The organism is Microbacterium galbinum (genome assembly GCF_023101185.1).
GTDB classification, from domain to species: Bacteria; Actinomycetota; Actinomycetes; order Actinomycetales; family Microbacteriaceae; genus Microbacterium; species Microbacterium galbinum.
In genome coordinates, this window is record NZ_CP078077.1 from 1,993,412 (window position 1) to 2,010,718 (window position 17,307).

General features: G+C 67.9%; 18 protein-coding genes. 12 read left to right on the forward strand and 6 right to left on the reverse strand.

The window, feature by feature from the left end; genetic code table 11:
* Positions 1–18 precede the first annotated feature (18 nt).
* Together KV396_RS09705 and KV396_RS09710 are read right to left on the reverse strand one after the other, a co-directional pair.
* The gene (locus KV396_RS09705) at positions 19–588 is read right to left on the reverse strand and encodes a cysteine hydrolase family protein (RefSeq protein WP_247632900.1); all 570 of its coding nucleotides are present in this window, start codon (positions 586–588) and stop codon (positions 19–21) included.
* Positions 588–1,616 carry a zinc-dependent alcohol dehydrogenase gene (locus KV396_RS09710; RefSeq protein WP_247955580.1) on the reverse strand — a complete coding sequence of 343 codons (1,029 nt, stop codon included), beginning with the start codon at positions 1,614–1,616 and terminating at the stop codon, positions 588–590. Before KV396_RS09710 ends, KV396_RS09705 begins: the two co-directional genes overlap by 1 nt.
* An 88-nt stretch (positions 1,617–1,704) precedes the next feature.
* Between KV396_RS09710 and KV396_RS09715 the strand changes: the two genes are divergently transcribed.
* Positions 1,705–2,259 (forward strand): TetR/AcrR family transcriptional regulator, encoded by a 555-nt coding sequence (locus tag KV396_RS09715; protein WP_247632898.1) that lies wholly within the window; start codon positions 1,705–1,707, stop codon positions 2,257–2,259.
* 14 nt (positions 2,260–2,273) lie between these two features.
* A complete protein-coding gene (locus KV396_RS09720) occupies positions 2,274–2,900 on the forward strand; it encodes a GyrI-like domain-containing protein (RefSeq protein ID WP_247955581.1) in 627 nt (208 codons plus the stop codon).
* Between the two features lie 35 nt (positions 2,901–2,935).
* On the opposite strand, the gene KV396_RS09725 is transcribed toward KV396_RS09720, so the two are convergent.
* Positions 2,936–3,583, reverse strand: coding sequence for a LysE family translocator (locus KV396_RS09725; RefSeq protein WP_247632896.1), 648 nt, complete (start codon positions 3,581–3,583; stop codon positions 2,936–2,938).
* A gap of 105 nt (positions 3,584–3,688) precedes the next feature.
* On the opposite strand from KV396_RS09725, the gene KV396_RS09730 reads away from it, so the two are divergent.
* The 6 genes from KV396_RS09730 (at position 3,689) to KV396_RS09755 (ending at position 8,189) form a co-directional block, all read left to right on the forward strand.
* Positions 3,689–4,030: a DUF6507 family protein gene (locus KV396_RS09730; protein ID WP_247955582.1), complete on the forward strand. Its 342-nt coding sequence runs from the start codon at positions 3,689–3,691 to the stop codon at positions 4,028–4,030.
* Between the two features lie 119 nt (positions 4,031–4,149).
* On the forward strand, positions 4,150–5,952 hold the full coding sequence (locus KV396_RS09735) for an alpha/beta hydrolase (protein ID WP_247957578.1): 1,803 nt from the start codon (positions 4,150–4,152) through the stop codon (positions 5,950–5,952).
* 137 nt (positions 5,953–6,089) lie between these two features.
* Entirely contained in the window at positions 6,090–6,593 is a 504-nt protein-coding gene (locus KV396_RS09740) for a hypothetical protein (protein WP_247955583.1), read from the forward strand.
* Positions 6,594–6,988: 395 nt separating this feature from the next.
* Positions 6,989–7,495, forward strand: a complete 507-nt coding sequence (locus tag KV396_RS09745) for a hypothetical protein (protein WP_247955584.1) — start codon at positions 6,989–6,991, stop codon at positions 7,493–7,495.
* On the forward strand, positions 7,492–7,833 hold the full coding sequence (locus KV396_RS09750; protein ID WP_247955585.1) for a hypothetical protein: 342 nt from the start codon (positions 7,492–7,494) through the stop codon (positions 7,831–7,833). The genes KV396_RS09745 and KV396_RS09750 overlap by 4 nt, the downstream gene beginning before the upstream one ends.
* Positions 7,830–8,189, forward strand: a complete 360-nt coding sequence (locus KV396_RS09755; protein ID WP_247955586.1) for a hypothetical protein — start codon at positions 7,830–7,832, stop codon at positions 8,187–8,189. The genes KV396_RS09750 and KV396_RS09755 overlap by 4 nt, the downstream gene beginning before the upstream one ends.
* A gap of 102 nt (positions 8,190–8,291) precedes the next feature.
* On the opposite strand, the gene KV396_RS09760 is transcribed toward KV396_RS09755, so the two are convergent.
* From KV396_RS09760 to KV396_RS09770, 3 genes are all read right to left on the reverse strand, one after another.
* A complete protein-coding gene (locus KV396_RS09760) occupies positions 8,292–9,047 on the reverse strand; it encodes an SDR family oxidoreductase (RefSeq protein ID WP_247632890.1) in 756 nt (251 codons plus the stop codon).
* A gap of 76 nt (positions 9,048–9,123) precedes the next feature.
* Entirely contained in the window at positions 9,124–9,516 is a 393-nt protein-coding gene (locus tag KV396_RS09765; RefSeq protein ID WP_247955587.1) for a sigma-70 family RNA polymerase sigma factor family protein, read from the reverse strand.
* Entirely contained in the window at positions 9,513–10,409 is an 897-nt protein-coding gene (locus tag KV396_RS09770; protein WP_247955588.1) for an RNA polymerase sigma-70 factor, read from the reverse strand. Before KV396_RS09770 ends, KV396_RS09765 begins: the two co-directional genes overlap by 4 nt.
* A gap of 191 nt (positions 10,410–10,600) precedes the next feature.
* Here KV396_RS09770 and KV396_RS09775 point away from each other — a divergent pair, with 191 nt between their 5' ends.
* Genes KV396_RS09775 through treZ form a run of 4 tightly spaced genes read left to right on the forward strand, consistent with a single transcriptional unit; the run spans position 10,601 to position 17,299 of the window.
* On the forward strand, positions 10,601–10,924 hold the full coding sequence (locus tag KV396_RS09775) for a hypothetical protein (RefSeq protein WP_247955589.1): 324 nt from the start codon (positions 10,601–10,603) through the stop codon (positions 10,922–10,924).
* Entirely contained in the window at positions 10,921–13,173 is a 2,253-nt protein-coding gene (glgX, locus tag KV396_RS09780; protein WP_247623399.1) for a glycogen debranching protein GlgX, read from the forward strand. The genes KV396_RS09775 and glgX overlap by 4 nt, the downstream gene beginning before the upstream one ends.
* A complete protein-coding gene (gene treY / locus KV396_RS09785) occupies positions 13,170–15,518 on the forward strand; it encodes a malto-oligosyltrehalose synthase (RefSeq protein WP_247955590.1) in 2,349 nt (782 codons plus the stop codon). The genes glgX and treY overlap by 4 nt, the downstream gene beginning before the upstream one ends.
* Positions 15,515–17,299 (forward strand): malto-oligosyltrehalose trehalohydrolase, encoded by a 1,785-nt coding sequence (treZ, locus tag KV396_RS09790; protein WP_247955591.1) that lies wholly within the window; start codon positions 15,515–15,517, stop codon positions 17,297–17,299. The genes treY and treZ overlap by 4 nt, the downstream gene beginning before the upstream one ends.
* Positions 17,300–17,307 lie beyond the last annotated feature (8 nt).

The following is a 17,307-nucleotide window of genomic DNA, read 5'->3' on the forward strand; positions in this document are numbered from 1 at the left end:
CCGGGTCGGCGACGCGCGTCAGTGACCCAATGCGCCCAGCGCGGCAATCAACTCCTCGGTCGTCGTGACCTCGGCCAGCAGGGGAACGATCTGCGCGAGGTGCGCTGCACCGACGTCCGGGCGGAAATCCATGACGGCATCCGCCGGGAGCGCCACCGAGTAGCCGAGCGCATAGGCGTCTCGCGCGGTCGATTCCACACCGATGCTGGTGGCGACGCCGGTCACGACCACCTGCGTCACCCCGCGGCGGGAGAGCTGGTCGTGCAGATCGGAGTCGGCGAAGGCGCTCCACGGTGCGCGACGGATGCGGATGTCGGCGGCATCCTTCGCCAGGGAGGGGAGGAGCTCGTCGCCACCGGCGGGCACCGTCGAGACCCCGTGCGCCTTGACCATCTCGGTGCGCCCGGGCAGCGACCCGCTGACCGTGGCGATGACCACCGGCTGGCCGGATGCCCGGAACGCGGCGGCGAGCGTGTTCGTGTTCGCGACGACCCGCTCGAGGGTGTCCTGCTCCATGCGGGGCGCGGTGGCGACCTGGAGGTCGACGACGATCAGCGCGACGTTCTCGTCGAGGGGTGCGAGTGGCATCAGTCGTTCTCTCCGCCGAAGGTGACGACGACCTTCTCGGCCTGTCCGGGCGTTGCGGCGAGGGCGAGCGCGTCCTGCACGCGGTCGAAGGGGATCTCGTCGCTGATGATCTGCGCGTACTTCTGCCAGTTGTCGATGATGTCGTCGGTCACCTCGAAGATCTCGGTGGGGTATCCCATCGACAGACGGATGTCGAGCTCGGTGGTCAGGAGCCCGCCGAGGTCGATCTCGACCGGAGCCTTGTGCACGGCGACCACGCTGAGCACGGCGCGCTTGCCGGCGACACCGAGCACCGTCCGGATCACGTGCGGCGCACCCGCGGCGTCGATGTATCCCTCGGTGGAGGATCGCTCGCCGCGCAATCCGATGCCCGTCGACCGGCCGTGCAGCTCGATCAGCCGCGCGGCCACGTCTTCGGTGCGGGAGTCGATGACGGCATCCGCTCCGAGCGCCAGCGCCTTCTCGAGGCGGTTCGGCACGATGTCGATCACGACGACGTGCGCGACGCCGCGACGCTTGAGGCTGAGCAGGGCCCCGAGGCCGATCGGGCCCGCGCCGAAGATCGCGACCCGGTGCTCCGGCGCGGGGTCGAGCCGGTTGACCGCGTGGCGGGCGACCGCCATCGGTTCGTTGAGCGCGGCCACGCTGAACGGCACGTGCGGCGGGACGACCCGGAACTGCTCACCCGGCTTCGCATCGAGCAGCACCACGTACTCGCTGAGCGCGCCCTGCGCGCCGCCGGAGCCGAGCAGGCCGTCGACGGTGGCCATGACGTTGATGACGACGTGGTCGCCGACGGTGACGCCCTCGACCTCGGCGCCGACCTCGACGACCTCGCCTGCCGGTTCGTGCCCGAGCGGCGTCGCGCCCTGGCGCGGAGGGATGCCGCCATAGGTCGTGTACATGTGGTCGGAGCCGCAGATGCCGCAGGCGCGCACGCGCACGAGCACGTCGCGCGGGCCGGCGGTGGGGGCGTCGACGTCGACGACGGTCGTCTCGCCGGGGCCGGTCACCAGTACTGATCTCATCGGGGGCTCCATTCGGGTCGGAAGTTCACGCGGCACTTATGTTACACATGTCACATAAGTAGCGGAACACCTTCGGTACTCTCGACTCATGGCGGAATCTCGGATCGGGCGGCCCCCGGATCAGCGCACCCGCGTGGCCGCGCTCCGCGCCACCCGCGAGCTCCTCCTCGCCCGCGGCTACGAGGGCGTCGCGATGAGCGACATCGCCGCCGCAGCCGGCGTGCCGCGCCAGACGCTCTACCGCCGCTGGCCGACGAAGCAGGCGCTCGTCGCCGACTGCGTGCTCGACGACGTGCTGCCGGTCGAACTGGTCGTCGTCGCCGCGACCGGCGACCTCCGCGCCGACATCGACCTCTGGCTGCAGAGCTCGATCGCCTCGATCGAAGCGGATGCCGACGCCGCACTGTTCCGGGCGCTGCTCGTGGCCTCGGCATCCGATGAATCGGCGCGGCAGCGCATGGTCGACCACTTCCTCGCTCCGCTGCGGAGTGCGATCGAGCGTTCGTTCGCGGCGGCGGGGCGTGAGGGGCACGAGCTCGTCGCGGATGCGCTGCTCGGGGCGATGGTCGCGGCGATCGTCTCCCGCGATGCCGAGGCGCTACGCCGCGTGCGGGACCTCGGCGACCTGCTCACCCGCGGATGACGGAAGGACTCGCGATGCCGGCCACCGATCTGAAGAAGACGCTCGACGCCTACCAGGCGAAGCGCGGGGTGTTCCGGCTCGTCGACGTGCCGCCGATGCAGTACCTGATGATCGACGGTGCGGGTGATCCGAACGTGTCGCAGGCCTACGCGGATGCCCTCGCCGCGCTGTATCCGATCGCCTACGGGGTCAAGTTCGCGAGCCGCGCGCAGCTCGGCGTCGACACCGTCGTCATGCCGTTGGAGGGCCTCTGGCATGCCGAGGACATGGCGTCGTTCACCTCGCGCCGCGACAAGTCGACGTGGCTGTGGACGATGATGATCATGGTTCCCGACCATGTCAGCGCCGAGATGGTCGAGGCGGCGCGCGACAAGGCCGCGGCGAAGAAGGATGCCTCGCCGAGCCTGTCGGCGGTGCGGCTCGAGACCTTCGACGAGGGGCTGTGCGTGCAGACGCTGCACGTGGGGTCGTACGACGACGAGGCGCCCGTGCTCGAGGATCTGCACCACCGCTTCATCCCCGGGAACGGGTTGGAGATGCGCGGCATCCACCACGAGATCTATCTCAGCGACGCGCGCCGGGTCGAGCCGGCCAAACTCCGCACGATCCTGCGGCAGCCGGTCGCTCCCGCCGGTCCCTGAGCGAGCGAAGCGAGACGAAGGGCCACCGCCCGCGCTCACGCCGTCGCGGGCTTCTCGCTCCACAGCAGCAGGAAGGCGCCGAGCCCGATCATCATGCCGCCGCCCGTGGCCGACATTGTCGAGAGGCGGCGCGGTGAGCGGCCGAACCAGTCGCGCGCCGCGCTCGCGAGCAGCACCCAGATCGCGTCGCAGCTGACGCCGATCGCGACGACGATGACGCCGAGCACGAAGAGCTGCAGCGGCACGGAGCCCGCGTGCAGGTCGACGAACTGGGGGAGGATCGCGAGGAAGAACGCGATCGACTTCGGGTTGGTGAGCCCCACGGTGAAGCCTTCGAAGAGCAGCCGGGTGCCGGACTTGCGCGTGGCTGGTGCGGTCGCGGCTGCGGCGGCATCGTGCCGGTGCCGGATCGCCTGGATGCCGAGGAACACGAGGTAGCCGGCGCCGAGCACCTTCACGATCGTGAACAGGATCACGGACTGCGCGATCACCGTACCGACGCCGAGGGCCACGGCGAGCACCAGCACGATCGATCCGACGGCGGTGCCGAGGATGCTGAGGAACCCGCCGACCCGGCCCAGAGCGATCGATCGACCGATGGTGAAGAGCACCGTCGGCCCGGGGATCACGACCATCACGAACGCGGCGACGACGAACGCGAGCAGCGTCTCGGGAGCGAACATGAGCCGATCCTAAAGGCATATCAATATGCTCTCCACAGATGCGGTTTATATGTCTTCATCTGGGGTCGATCTGTCGTAATCTCGCCTTCGAGATCGGAGGTTCGAATGGTTGATGATGGGTGGTCGGTATCGCCCGAGCAGGTATCGGTCGTGCTGCAGGGTGTCGACGTCGCGGGAGAGCCGCTGGGCTCAGACGTCAAGACGGCGCAGACGCTTTCGGAACGACGGGCAGACCTCATGGCGAGCGGCCGGGCGGAGATCGCGAATGCGTGGGATGAGTTCCTCGAGACGCGCTCGCTGGTGCCCGGGATGCTGATCGATGCCGTTACGTCGGCGGCGGCGTCTGTTATCGAGGGGACTCTCGCCATCGTTGCGGGTGACGAGGCGATGGCGCGCGAATGGCGGGGCAGCCATCCGGAACTCTTCGAGTCGGCGGACAGCAAATGAGCGCATTCGTGGCTCACACTCTTCGGGACGTTCCGTCCTCCGCAGCTATGTCGACGCTCGGAACCGACTCCGAATCTCTCGGCGTGTCAGTCGTGGGGAACATGGAAGCGGTGACCGCCATGTGGTCAATGATCGAGGGCGCGCTGACCATCATCCCTGACGGCAGTCCGACGAATGCCCTCGACGAGCCCCTGGCCTCCGCAAAGGAGTTCGCCGAAGCGATGTCGCAGGTGAAGTCGGTGCTGGTCAACGCCGCAGGTGAAACGTTCGCGAAGTTGGAGCAGACGCGTGCAGAGCTCCAGGGCACCATTCAGAACTTGAATGATCGCCACCGGTCGCATTCGCTGATCCTCGATCAGGAGATCGCGGCATATGTGGCTGATCCGGAGAACGATCCGACCATCACCGGGCGCAACCACCCCGAGACGGATGCCTACGCTACGGCGAAGGTCAATCTCGATCTGCTCGACGAAGAGGCCGCGCGGCTCGCTCTGGAGGTCGACCTCTTCCACCGCGAAATGGCGCAGGCGGAGCAAGACCTCGCCGACAAGATCCGAAACATCTCCGGCGGCGATGAGGTCACCCGGCGTGATGGCAGTCGAGTGACCACGTCGCAGACGGCGTGGGGGCTCTATCCGCCAGCGGCAGCGCCCGGCCCGGGGGAAGCGCCTCGAGTCGTGTCGCTCGACGACTACTTCGGCCTTGCAGTGGCACGGGCAACGGCGCAACGAATCGAGTGGTTCGCGACCGCGACCGACCAGGACCTCGAAGACTGGCTCGCGACTCATCCAGACTTCTTCGCGACAGTCGGGTTCATCCCGCCCGCACAGGCGCAAGCACTCTACGACCGACTTAGGTCACGCTCGACCCAGGATGCATCGGGCATTTGGGTGACTGGACCGCTCTCCGCGTTGTGGAATCGCGCCCCCGCAACGATCGGAAACCTCAACGGCATCCCTGCCTCGGTCAGAGCGGAGTTCGGCGCACGAGAACTCGAGCGACTGCTCGGGGAGTCGACTCTCACAGAAGATCAGCGCGCGAGGCTCAACCTCATCGACAAGGAGCTCGGTAAAGGTTCGAATGTGCTCTCACTTTTCCTCGACGGCGACGGAGAAGTTCGAGGATCGCTCTTTGTGGGGGATCTGGACGCCGCGGGGCAAATCATCACGGTCACGCATGGAATCGGAACAGATACGAGCGCTATGGGCGAATGGGGAACGATCCTGCGTGATCTACAGCGCGAATCCGCTCAACAGCTCGATCAGCGAGGGATCACTTCGGGGACCGCAGCCGTCCTTTTCATGGAGTGGGACTCCGGCGAGTGGAACACGGTGCAGGGAATGCGCGAGGCTGTGCTGGGAGCGGATCGAGAAGCCGCTCTCGTGTCAGGCATGCGCCGCGTAAATCCAACAGCTTGGCAAGAGGGCTGGGCGCACTCGCTGGGTACAACTATGGTCGCGACCAACCAGGCGCACAATCGAGGGATCTTCGACCACCTCACCCTATTCGGCTCTGCGGGCGTCACCGATGGAGCTGCAACGAAACTCGCCACCCAGATCGAGGACGATACCGTTTCCGTTTCCGCTGCCTCGTCTTGGCTCGATCCGATCGCATGGATGGGGCGAACCGATCTCTCGACGCATCCTGTAGATCCGAAGACGATCCCGGGGGTCGAGGAGATCGGGGCGCACGGTGGTGTCGTTGAGAACTACCTGACGGCGGACGGGCATCCGGTTGTAGGGATGTCGACGCAGGGCCATAACGCTGGAGCCTCGACGGAGATGCTGTACCGCCTTCACAGAGCTCCCTATTGGACGCTCGGCTTGATCCCCGAGGACAGCGTCGGGTATCTAGATCCACGATCGGAGTCTTTCCTGCAGGCCGTGGCGGACTACGCGGAGCGTGCTGAGGAACGTCAATGAAACGCACGAGAGCTCGAACCAAGCCACGCAGATTCGGGTATCGCTTGCTCGCCCTGACAGGAGGAATTCTGATGTTGACCGGTTGCACCCACTCGAGCAGCGATCTGTACGCGGAAGCGCAGAGAGCCAACGCTGCGATGAAGACCGAGGTCTCCTTGCTACAGGTTCACATCTTCGATGGCGATTGGGACGTGATCGAATATGGGGACATTGCCGAGGCCTGCGGGAGTGGATATAGCTTCAGCGTGCATCGCGCCACACCGTTGGGTATTGAATGGCGTCTGCCCAGTAAGAGCGTTCAAGCGCAGGCCAACGACATCGTGGCTTGGCTCGAGGCGAACAAGTGGGCAGGAATCGTTAATCGGTCATACGCAAGTGAGGTCGGGGCCGTAACGATCGAGGCTTCAAAGCCCGTGGCTCATATCGACGATCTCCTCGTGACGATCTCCGCCGGTGAGAAGTCCGACGCAATCAGCTTGAGAGCGAAAGGCACGTGCGAACCGGGCGACATTGACGAGCTCGACAAGCTGATGTTCCCCGATGGATTCTCGGGAAACACCTTCCCGCCAACAGAGCATCCTACGGAGGCTCCCAAGTTCGGCATGGCAACTCCCGCCCCAACCGCTTCGCCCAAATCATGATCGAGGACAATGGGGGTGCACCGCCGATTACGCCCGTCCAGTCGCCGACAGCGAAGGCGAAGCGCGACAGAGCCGAGACCTTCGGTGCGATCGTGGTGTTCACACCACTGATCGACCGAGATCATCTATCGCATTCACCGGGCGCCGTACTGGCATCTGGGATTCATCCCCGAGGAAAGCGTCGGGTACCTGGATCCCCGCTCAGAAGCCATGATGCAAGCTGTGGCCGATTTCGCCGAGCGCGTCGAGGCGCGCCAGTGAAAAGCGGATCGCGGTGCCGACGTCGTCTTCTCGCAGCACTCACGCTTTTTTCGACAGGAGCAATTCTCACGATGACTAGTTGTGCGCAGACGGGCGTGACTCTGTACGAGCACGCTCGCGAAACCAATCTCACGATGAAGCAGGAGCTGTCCGAATTGCAACTCCACATCTTCGACGGTGAGTGGACGGTAGGGGAGTACGGCGACATACCTAATGGATGCGGGGCAAACGGATACAACTTCTACGTTCAGCGTGGAACGCCGCTCGAGAGCGACTGGCGGATGTCGGCACCGACAGCCCCGGACATAGCGGACGAGCTGATGGATTGGCTCGAGGGCCGTGGGTGGACGGGAATCGTCGGACGGACATACGCCGCTGGAGTCTCATCCGTCACCGTTGAGGCGGAGAAGAGATCGAGTTACATCGATGACTTACTCATCACGATCTCCAGTGGCGTGGAGAACGACATTGTCACGATACGCGCCACGAGTACGTGCGAAGCAGGAGACCGTTGGGAGCTCAGAGAGCTCATGTTTCCGGATAATCTATTCGACTACGACGTCGTTGAGCGGGAGCATCCTACGGAGACTCCCAAGTTCGGCATGGCAACTCCGGCCCCAACCGCTTCGCCCGAATCATGATCGAGGACAACGCGGGTGCACCGCCGACTACGCCCGTCCAGTCGCCGACAGCGCCGAAAAAGCGCGACAGAGCCGAGACCTTCGGTGCGATCGTGGCGTTCACGCCACTGATCGTGACTGCGGTGTCGTTCATCATCCTGGCGGTGCCGATCTACGGCATCATCGGGCTCGCGATCTTCGGCTATCTCGCGATGGCCTGGTGGGTGTTCGGGGCGGCCTCGCTGTTGGTGCTGTTCTTCGCGCTGTGGGGCAACCGGCAGGCGGCGCTCTATGGGGCGCTCGGAATGCTCGAATCGCTGGTGCTGGGCATGATCTACTCACAGTTCCCGGGCGCATGAGCGGCGACAACGACCGCGCGGCAGGGCCCGAGCATCCGTATGTCCCGAACTGGGCGCAGAGGGAGCGGGCCCGCGCAGCGGCCTGGATGACAATGGTCGTGGCTGGAGCGCTCTGGGCGGCGTTCCCACTCTGGACGATCTGGTCCGTGTACTTGAACTTCGTCCCGATATGGCAGTACGTGCAGTACGGGATGTCGATCGTGCTCGCGGCGTTCATCTACAAGAACGTGCACTTCCGAACCCGATTCGGATCGCTCGCGACCAAGATCTTCGGCGCGATGGGAGCACTCGCCATCGCGGCGCTCGGCCCCGTCCTGCTCCTCTACATGCTCGAGCATCCGTGGGGGTGGTCCTGAGCACTCGGCTTCCTCATCTTCCGGTGACGGCGCCCACCGAGCCTCCGCCCGCCGCACGCCGCCATCGCCCCACAGATCAGAACCGAGACGATCGAACCCCGCTCAGCGCGGCGGGTTCGCCGGCAGCCACTCCTCGAGCGTCGTCGCGAAGATCTGCACCCCGTCGACCGGCAGGAGCGTGCGCTCCTCGATGTGTGCGCCGAAGTACTGGGCGTCGGGGTCCTGCACGACGACGCGGTCGTCGCCGCGGAACGCCAGCCCGCGGCGGATGAAGTCGTCCATCGTGAACACCTCCGGGCCGGCGATCTCGATGCCGCCGTCGAGCGGTTCGCCCACGGCGGTCCGGGCGACGGCCGTCGCGACGTCGTCGGCGGCGATCGGTTGGATGAGCGCGCCGGGCAGCCGCACTTCGGCTCCGGCGGCGACGGTCGAGGCGATGCTGCCGATGAACTCGAAGAACTGCGTCGCGTGCACGAACGAGTAGGGCACGCCCGACTCCGCGATCAGCTTCTCCTGCGCGGCCTTGGCGTGGAAGTAGTCGATGCTCTGCGGGCGGTCGGTGCCGACGATCGTCAAGGCGACGTGGTGCCCGACGCCGGCGGCCTTCTCCGCGGCGAGCAGGTTCTGCGTCGACGTGGTGAAGAACGCGAGCACGGCATCCTTCTCGAACGACGGCGAGTTCGACACATCGACCACGACGTCTGCACCGGTCAACGCCTCGGCGAGGCCCTCTCCGGTGATCGAGTTCACCCCGGTGTTGGGTGAGGCGGCGATCGCCTCGTGGCCGTGGGCGGTGAGCTTCGCGACGACTTTGGAACCGATGAGTCCCGTGCCACCGATGACGACGATCTTCGACATGTCATGCCTTTCTCTGGGTCGCGCCGCGGAGAGCGGCGTCACCAGTACTGACCGCACACCCCCGTGAGATGTGACGTCAGTGCCGAGCCCAGTTCGCCAGCTTGGCCGGATCGCGCACGATCCAGAGCTCGGCGATGCGTCCGCCGCGCTCCGAGGCGCACACCGTCGCAACCGCGCGTTCGCCGGCGAGCGCCACGAGGCCGGGGTCGCCGTTGATCGACACCCTCCGCAGCTCCCGGCCCGCGAGCGCGATCCGCAACTCGCGGGCCGCGGCATCCGCTCCCCGCAGCGCATCGCGCGAACGGGCCTCCCGTCCACCATCGTCGACCAGCGTCACGACGTCCGGCCGGAGCATCGCGAGCAGCGCCCCGGCATCCGTTGCGGTCACCGCGCCGGCGAGCGCATCGATCATCGGGATGCCGGCCGCACGGGTTGCGCGCCACCAGCGCGCAGGCCGTCTGCCCGTCATGCCGACAGAGCCGTGACATGTCGCAGCTTGTCGGGGCTCATCACCCAGAGCAGCTGGCGGATGCCGTCGCCCGATGTCGTGATCGTGACCATGGTCGTGACGACCCCGTCTTCGACGAGCGTCGCGGCGGGCTGGCCGTTGACGTGCACCCACCCGATCGTCTTACCCGTCCAGAAGTGATGCGCGAACGCGGCGACGAACGACGCGACCCGGCCCCGCCCGATTACGGGGATGCGGGCGGCGAGCTTGGCCCCGTTGCCATCGGTGTAGCTGACGACCTCCTCGGCGAAGAGCTTCTCGAGCTGCGCGGCATCGCCCTTGCGCGCGGCGACGAGAAAGGCTTCGAGCAGACTGCGCTGGGCGGTGGGGGCGACCGCGATGCGCCGTTCCGAACTCAGGTGCGCGCGGGCCCGGCTGACGAGCTGTCGAGCACTGACCACGCTCACCGAGATGACCTCGGCGATGCGCGGGTACGGGTAGTCGAAGGCTTCGCGCAGCACGTACGCCGCGCGCTCGGTGGGGGTGAGCTTCTCGAGCATGATCAGCACCGCGAACTGCAGCGCCTCGGCGCGTTCGGCGCCGAGCGCCGGGTCGTCGTCGGTGTTCACGGGCTCGGGCAACCAGGGCCCGACGTAGGTCTCGCGACGCGCCCTGGCCGATGTCAGCGCATTGATCGACAGGCGGGTCGCGATGGTCGTGAGAAAGGCCACGGGCTCGCGGATGCCGGCGCGCTCAGCACCCTGCCAGCGGATCCACGTCTCCTGCACGATGTCCTCGGCATCCGACACGCTGCCGAGCATTCGGTAGGCGACGCCGAAGAGGCGACGGTGATGAGCGTCGAAGGTCTCGAGCGCGTCGTTCAGGCCGTCGGCGGGCGACAGTTCGTCGGGCATGGTCTCCTCTTCTCCACGCGGAGCGCGGTCGCTCCACCCGCTATGACCGGACAGCGCGGCGATCTGTGACGCCGGGCGCGATGAAGAGAACTGCCGATGCTAACCGCTGGCCTACCGCTCTGGCAATGGCATTCTCCGATTCCCCGCGCGCGCCTATCGTCGACACCACAAACAGAATCACAGGAGCCCGCATGACTGCACAGACCCGCACATCCCCCGGCTCCGCATGCGGCGGTGACGAGCACGGACTCGTCCACTCGCCCGCCGCCAATACCCCGGCCACCGCAGACGCTCCGAGCGAGGTCTCGTACGAGCGCGTCGACCCCGACCGCTACGTCGTGCTGCACGACGGCCCGGTCGGCTTCGTCGAGGTCGTGCCGCCCGTGTTCGTCTGCTACGTCGGCCACCCCTACGCCCAGGCGAGCGAGATCGCTCAGGTTCACGACTTCCACCGCGCCGTGGAGATCGTCGCCGAAACAGCCGCGTCACCGCGTGCGCCTAAGATCACGGCATGAGCCTCGAGATCTGGCCGGGAACGCCCTACCCCCTGGGGGCCACCTACGACGGACAGGGAACCAACTTCGCCCTCTTCAGCGAATGCGCCGAGAAGGTCGAGTTGTGCCTGTTCGACGCCGACGGCACCGAGCAGCGTGTGGAGCTGACCGAGGTCGATGCGTTCGTCTGGCACGGCTACCTGCCGGCGGTGCAGCCGGGGCAGCTCTACGGCTACCGCGTGCACGGCCCCTACGACCCCACCGAGGGTCAGCGGTTCAACCCGAACAAGCTGCTGCTCGACCCCTACGCCAAGGCCGTCGCGGGTGACATCGACTGGGGGCAGTCGCTCTTCGGCTACGACTTCGGCGACCCCGACTCCCGCAACGACGAGGATTCGGCCGCGTCGATGGCGAAGGGCGTGGTCATCAACCCGTTCTTCGACTGGGCGGGCGACCGGCTTCTCAAGACGCCCTACGCGCAGACCGTGATCTACGAGGCGCACGTGAAGGGCCTCACCGTTCAGCATCCCGACGTGCCCGACGACCTGCGCGGCACCTACGCGGGCATCGCGCATCCCGCCATCATCGACCACCTCGTGCGCCTCGGGGTGACGGCGATCGAGCTCATGCCGGTGCACCAGTTCGTGCACGACTCGGTGCTCCAGGACAAGGGCCTCACCAACTACTGGGGTTACAACACGCTCGCATTCTTCGCGCCGCACAACGACTACGCCTCGAACGGCCAGCAGGGTCAGCAGGTGCAGGAGTTCAAGGCGATGGTCCGCGCCCTCCACGCCGCGGGCATCGAGGTCATCCTCGACGTCGTCTACAACCACACCGCCGAGGGCAATCATCTGGGACCGATGCTCTCGATGCGCGGGATCGACAACCGGGCGTACTACCGGTTGGAGGAGGACAAGCGGTACTACACCGACTACACCGGCACGGGCAACAGCCTCAACGCCGGCAGTCCGCACGCGCTGCAGCTGATCATGGACTCGCTGCGCTACTGGGTGACCGAGATGCACGTCGACGGGTTCCGCTTCGATCTCGCCTCGACCCTTGCTCGCGAGTTCTACGACGTCGACCGGCTGGCGGCGTTCTTCGAGCTCGTGCAACAGGATCCGATCGTCTCGCAGGTGAAGCTGATCGCCGAGCCGTGGGACGTCGGCCCCGGCGGCTACCAGGTGGGCAACTTCCCGCCCCAGTGGACCGAGTGGAACGGCAAGTACCGCGACACGGTCCGCGACTTCTGGCGCGGAGAGCCGCAGGCGCTCGGCGAGTTCGCGTCGCGCCTGACCGGCTCGGCCGACCTCTACGAGCACTCCGGCCGCCGCCCCGTGGCGTCGATCAACTTCGTCACCGCGCACGACGGCTTCACCCTCCGCGACCTCGTGTCGTACGACGAGAAGCACAACGAGGCCAACGGCGAAGACAACAACGACGGCGAGTCTCACAACCGCTCCGACAACAACGGGGTGGAGGGGCCGACCGACGACGCCGATGTCAACCGCCGCCGGGCGCGCCAGCAGCGCAACTTCCTGGCCACGCTGCTGCTCTCGCAGGGCGTGCCGATGATCGCGCACGGTGACGAGTTGGGCCGCACGCAGGGCGGCAACAACAACGGCTACGCGCAGGACAATGAGATCACCTGGGTCGATTGGGATGCCGCCGACCGGCCCCTGATCGAGTTCACCGCATCCGTCGCCCGACTGCGGCACGAGCATCCGACGTTCCGACGCAGCCGCTTCTTCGACGGGCGCCCCGTGCGCGACGAAGACGGCGAGCGCGTGCCCGACGTCGTCTGGCTGCGGCCGGACGGACGCCCGATGAAGCCCGAGGACTGGGACTCCGGATTCGGACTCTCGGTCGGCATGTTCCTCAACGGCTACGGCATCCGCGAGAAGGACGTGCGCGGGCGCCCCGTCACCGACGTGAACTTCCTCGTCTACTTCAACAGCGGGGATGCCGCGGTCGACGCCGTTCTGCCGCCGGCCCGGCTCGCGAAGGGCTGGGAGATCGTCGTCGACACGGCGGGTCAGTCGATCGAGGGAGCGACCCTGCGTCCGCGCGACGACCTCATCCTCGAGGCCCAGTCGCTGCTCGTGCTGCGCGAGCGCCCCGAGGCGGAGATCGACACCGACGACTCCGTCGAGGCATCTCTGCGCGCGCAGACCGAGCACGTCGAGGCGGTCGAGGCGGCTGCGGCTGCATCCGCCGCCGAGGCCGATGACGCTCCGACCGAGGCACCGGACGAGGAGAACCCGTGACCCGTCGCCCTCTCTCGACGTACCGCCTGCAGATCACCTCGCGCCTCACGCTCGACGAGGCGGCGCGCGTCGCGCCGTACCTCGCCGCGCTCGGTGCAGACTGGGCGTATCTCTCGCCGTTGCTCGCCGCGACTCCGGGATCCGACCATGGCTACGACGTCGTCGATCACTCTCTGGTCGATCCGAGCCGCGGGGGAGCGCAAGGACTCGAGCGCTTCGCGGCCGCGGCGCACGGTGCGGGCCTCGGCATCCTGATCGACACGGTCCCGAACCACATGGGGGTCGGTGTTCCGCGCGCGAACCCGTGGTGGTGGGACGTGCTGCGCCTCGGTCGATCGTCGTCGCACGCGGTCGCGTTCGACATCGACTGGCGACGGAGCTCCGACCGGGTGCGCCTCCCGATCCTCGGCGCGGCGCCCGCCGACGTGGTGGCGTCGGGCGACCTCGTGGTCGATACGACTCCGCAGACGGATGCTCCGGACGGCACCCTCTCCTACTTCGAGCACGTTCTCCCGCTGGCCCCCGGCACGGCCGCGCTCGCCGACGATCTGCCCGCACTGCTCGCCGCGCAGCACTACGAGCTGCGGTTCTGGGAGGACCAGAACACCGAGCTCAACTACCGGCGGTTCTTCGCGGTACCCGAGCTCGCCGGCATCCGTGTCGAGCTCCCCGACGTCTTCGCGGCGTCGCACCGCGAGATCGTCCGGTGGATCACCGACGGCCTCGCCGACGGCCTCCGGGTCGACCACCCCGACGGCCTGTCGGATCCGGGCGGCTATCTCGAGAGCCTGGCGGATGCCACGGGCGGGGCGTACGTGCTCGTCGAGAAGATCCTCGAACCGGGCGAGGCGCTGCCCGACTGGTGGCGCACCGACGGCACCACGGGGTACGACGCACTGGGTGAGATCGACCGCGTGCTCATCGACCCGGCCGGTGTCGCGGCGCTCGACGCGCTCGACTCCCGTCTGCGTGCCGACACCGGCCTGCCCGAGGCGGAGTCGTGGCACGACCTGACGCACACGACGAAGCGGATGATCGCCGAGACGATCCTGCAGTCCGAGGTGCGACGCCTCGTGCGCAGCCTGCCGTTCGGCATCGTCGACGCGGATGACGCGCTCACCGAGATCGTGGCGTGCTTCCCGCTGTATCGCCCGTATCTGCCCGCGGGGCGCGAGCACCTGGACCGGGCGCTCGCCGAGGCCTCCCGGCGCCGACCGGATCTCGCGGGGCCGATCGCCGAACTCGCCCCGCTCCTCGCCGACACGGCGCTCGAGATCGCCGACCGCTTCCCGCAGCTGAGCGGCGCGGTGATGGCGAAGGGCGTGGAGGACACGGCGTTCTACCGCTACACCCGCCTCGGTACCCTGACCGAGGTCGGCGGCGACCCGTCGATCGCGGCGCTGACCCCGGCCGAGTTCCACGCGGCTCAGCAGGACCGCCTCGCCGCCTGGCCGCACTCGATGACGACGCTCTCGACGCACGACACCAAGCGCTCGGAAGACGTGCGGGCGCGGCTGTCGGTCCTCGCCGAGATCCCGCAGCGCTGGGCCGATGTGCTCGCCGATCTGCGCGCGATCGCCTCGACCGGTCACGGCCCTCTCGACTCGCTGCTGTGGCAGGCGGCGGTCGGCGCCTGGCCGATCACCTCCGAACGTCTGCGCGACTACGGCCTCAAGGCCGCGCGCGAGGCGGCCGAGTCGACGACCTGGCAGCACCCCGACGAGGACTTCGAGCGGGGCGTGATCGCCATCGCGGATGCCGCGAACGGAGCCGCCCGCGAGACGCTCGAGGGGTTCGTCGCCGAGATCACCGGCTTCGGTCGGTCGAACTCGCTGTCGGCCAAGCTGCTCCAGCTCACCGGTCCCGGCGTGCCCGACGTCTATCAGGGCAGCGAGCTGTGGGATCTGTCGCTCGTCGACCCCGACAACCGACGCCCGGTCGACTTCGCCGCGCACGCGCAGCTGCTCGGCGCGCTCGACACCGACGTGGCGCACGGGCTCCTCCCGGCGGTCGACGGCACGGGTCTCGCCAAGATGCTGGTCACCTCGCGCGCCCTCCGGCTGCGCCGCGACCACTCCGAGCTGTTCACCCGCTACCGTCCGGCCGAGGTCGTGGGCGAGGCATCTGCCCATGCCGTCGCGGTCGACCGCGGCCGCGTCACCGTCGTCGCGACCCGATTGCCCGTAGGGCTCGCGGCCCGTGGCGGCTGGGGCGACACGCTCCTGATGCGCCCCGACAGTGCGGCCACCGATGTGCTCACCGGCCGCCGCATCGATCCGGGCCCCGTGCGCCTGGCCGAGCTGCTCGACACCTATCCCGTCGCCCTGCTGATGGAGGCACGATGATCGAGGTCTGGGCGCCGCGGGCGCAGCGACTGCGGCTGCGCCGCTGGACGGATGCCGCGGCATCCCCCCACGACACCGAGCTGGCCCCGGCATCCGACGGCTGGTGGCGCGCCGACGTGGCGCTCGCCGAGGGCGACCGCTACGGCTTCGTGATCGATGACGCCGACGAAGCCCGCCCCGACCCGAGCTCGCGTCGTCAGCCCGACGGCGTGCACGGCCCGTCGGCGGCATTCGACGCGTCGACCTTCGCCTGGACGGATGCCGCGTGGACCGGCCGCCCCCTCGCGGGCGGCGTGATCTACGAGCTGCACGTCGGCACGATGACGCCCGAGGGCACGCTCGACGCGCTGATCGAGCGGCTCGACCACCTCGTGGATCTCGGCGTCACGCACATCGAGCTGCTGCCGGTGAACGCCTTCAACGGCCTCTGGAACTGGGGCTACGACGGCGTGCTCTGGTATGCGGTGCACGAGCAGTACGGCGGCCCGCGCGCCTACCAGCGGTTGGTGGATGCCGCGCACGCCCGCGGTCTCGCCGTCATTCAGGACGTCGTGTACAACCACCTCGGTCCGAGCGGCAACTACCTGCCCGAGTTCGGTCCGTATCTGCGCGACGGTCAGCGCAACACGTGGGGCGACTCGATCGACCTCGATGAGCCGGCGGTGCGCGAGTACATCATCGAGAACGCGCTGATGTGGCTGCGCGACTTCCACGTCGACGGGCTCCGCCTCGACGCGGTGCACGCGCTGCACGACGAGCAGCCCGTGCACATCCTGCAGGAGCTGGCCGAGCGAGTCGATGCGCTGTCGGCGCATCAGCAGCGGCCGCTCACTCTGATCGCCGAGTCGGACCTCAACGACCCCACGCTCATCCTCCCGCGCGAGGCGGGCGGCTACGGGCTCACGGCGCAGTGGTCCGACGACTGGCATCACGCCGTGCACGTGGCCCTGACCGGTGAGACGGCGGGCTACTACGAGGACTTCGCCGCGGCGGATGCCGTCGCCAAGGTCACCCGCGGAGGGTTCTTCCACGACGGCACGTTCTCGTCGTTCCGCGGGCGTCCGCACGGCCGACCGGTCCCCGACACGGTCCCCGCCTGGCGACTGGTGACCTTCGCCCAGGACCACGACCAGATCGGCAACCGTGCGGCGGGCGACCGGCTCTCGCAGACGCTGTCGCCGGGGAGGCTCGCGGTCGCGGCCGTGCTCACCCTCACCGCTCCCGGAACCCCCATGCTCTTCATGGGAGAGGAGTGGGGAGCCTCCACGCCCTGGCAGTTCTTCACCTCGCACCCCGAGCCCGAGCTCGGTCGCGCGACCGCCGAGGGCCGCATCGCCGAGTTCGCCCGCATGGGCTGGGACCCCGATCAGGTGCCCGACCCGCAGGACCCGGAGACCTTCGAGCGCTCGCACCTCGACTGGGCCGAACTCGACCGGCCCTCGCATGCAGGGCTGTACGCGCTGTACCGCGATCTGATCGCGCTGCGCCGCGCCCGACCCGAACTCACCGACCCCGATTCGTCGCGCAACCGCGTCACGGTCGAGGTGAGCGCGGACTCGGCAGGCAACGCGCCCGACGCCCGTGTCTACCGGATCGACCGCGGTGCGCTGGCGGTGCTGGTGAACCTGTCGCCCGAGCCCGCGTCCTTCGCGGTCGGCGCCGGTGACGAGGTGCTCCTGGCGACGGGCGAGGCGCTCATCGTCGACGGGCTGATCACGGTCCCGTCCGAATCGGCGGCCGTCGTCGCTCCCCCCGAGGGCCCGGAGGCCGTCTCGGGGTGAGAAGCTAG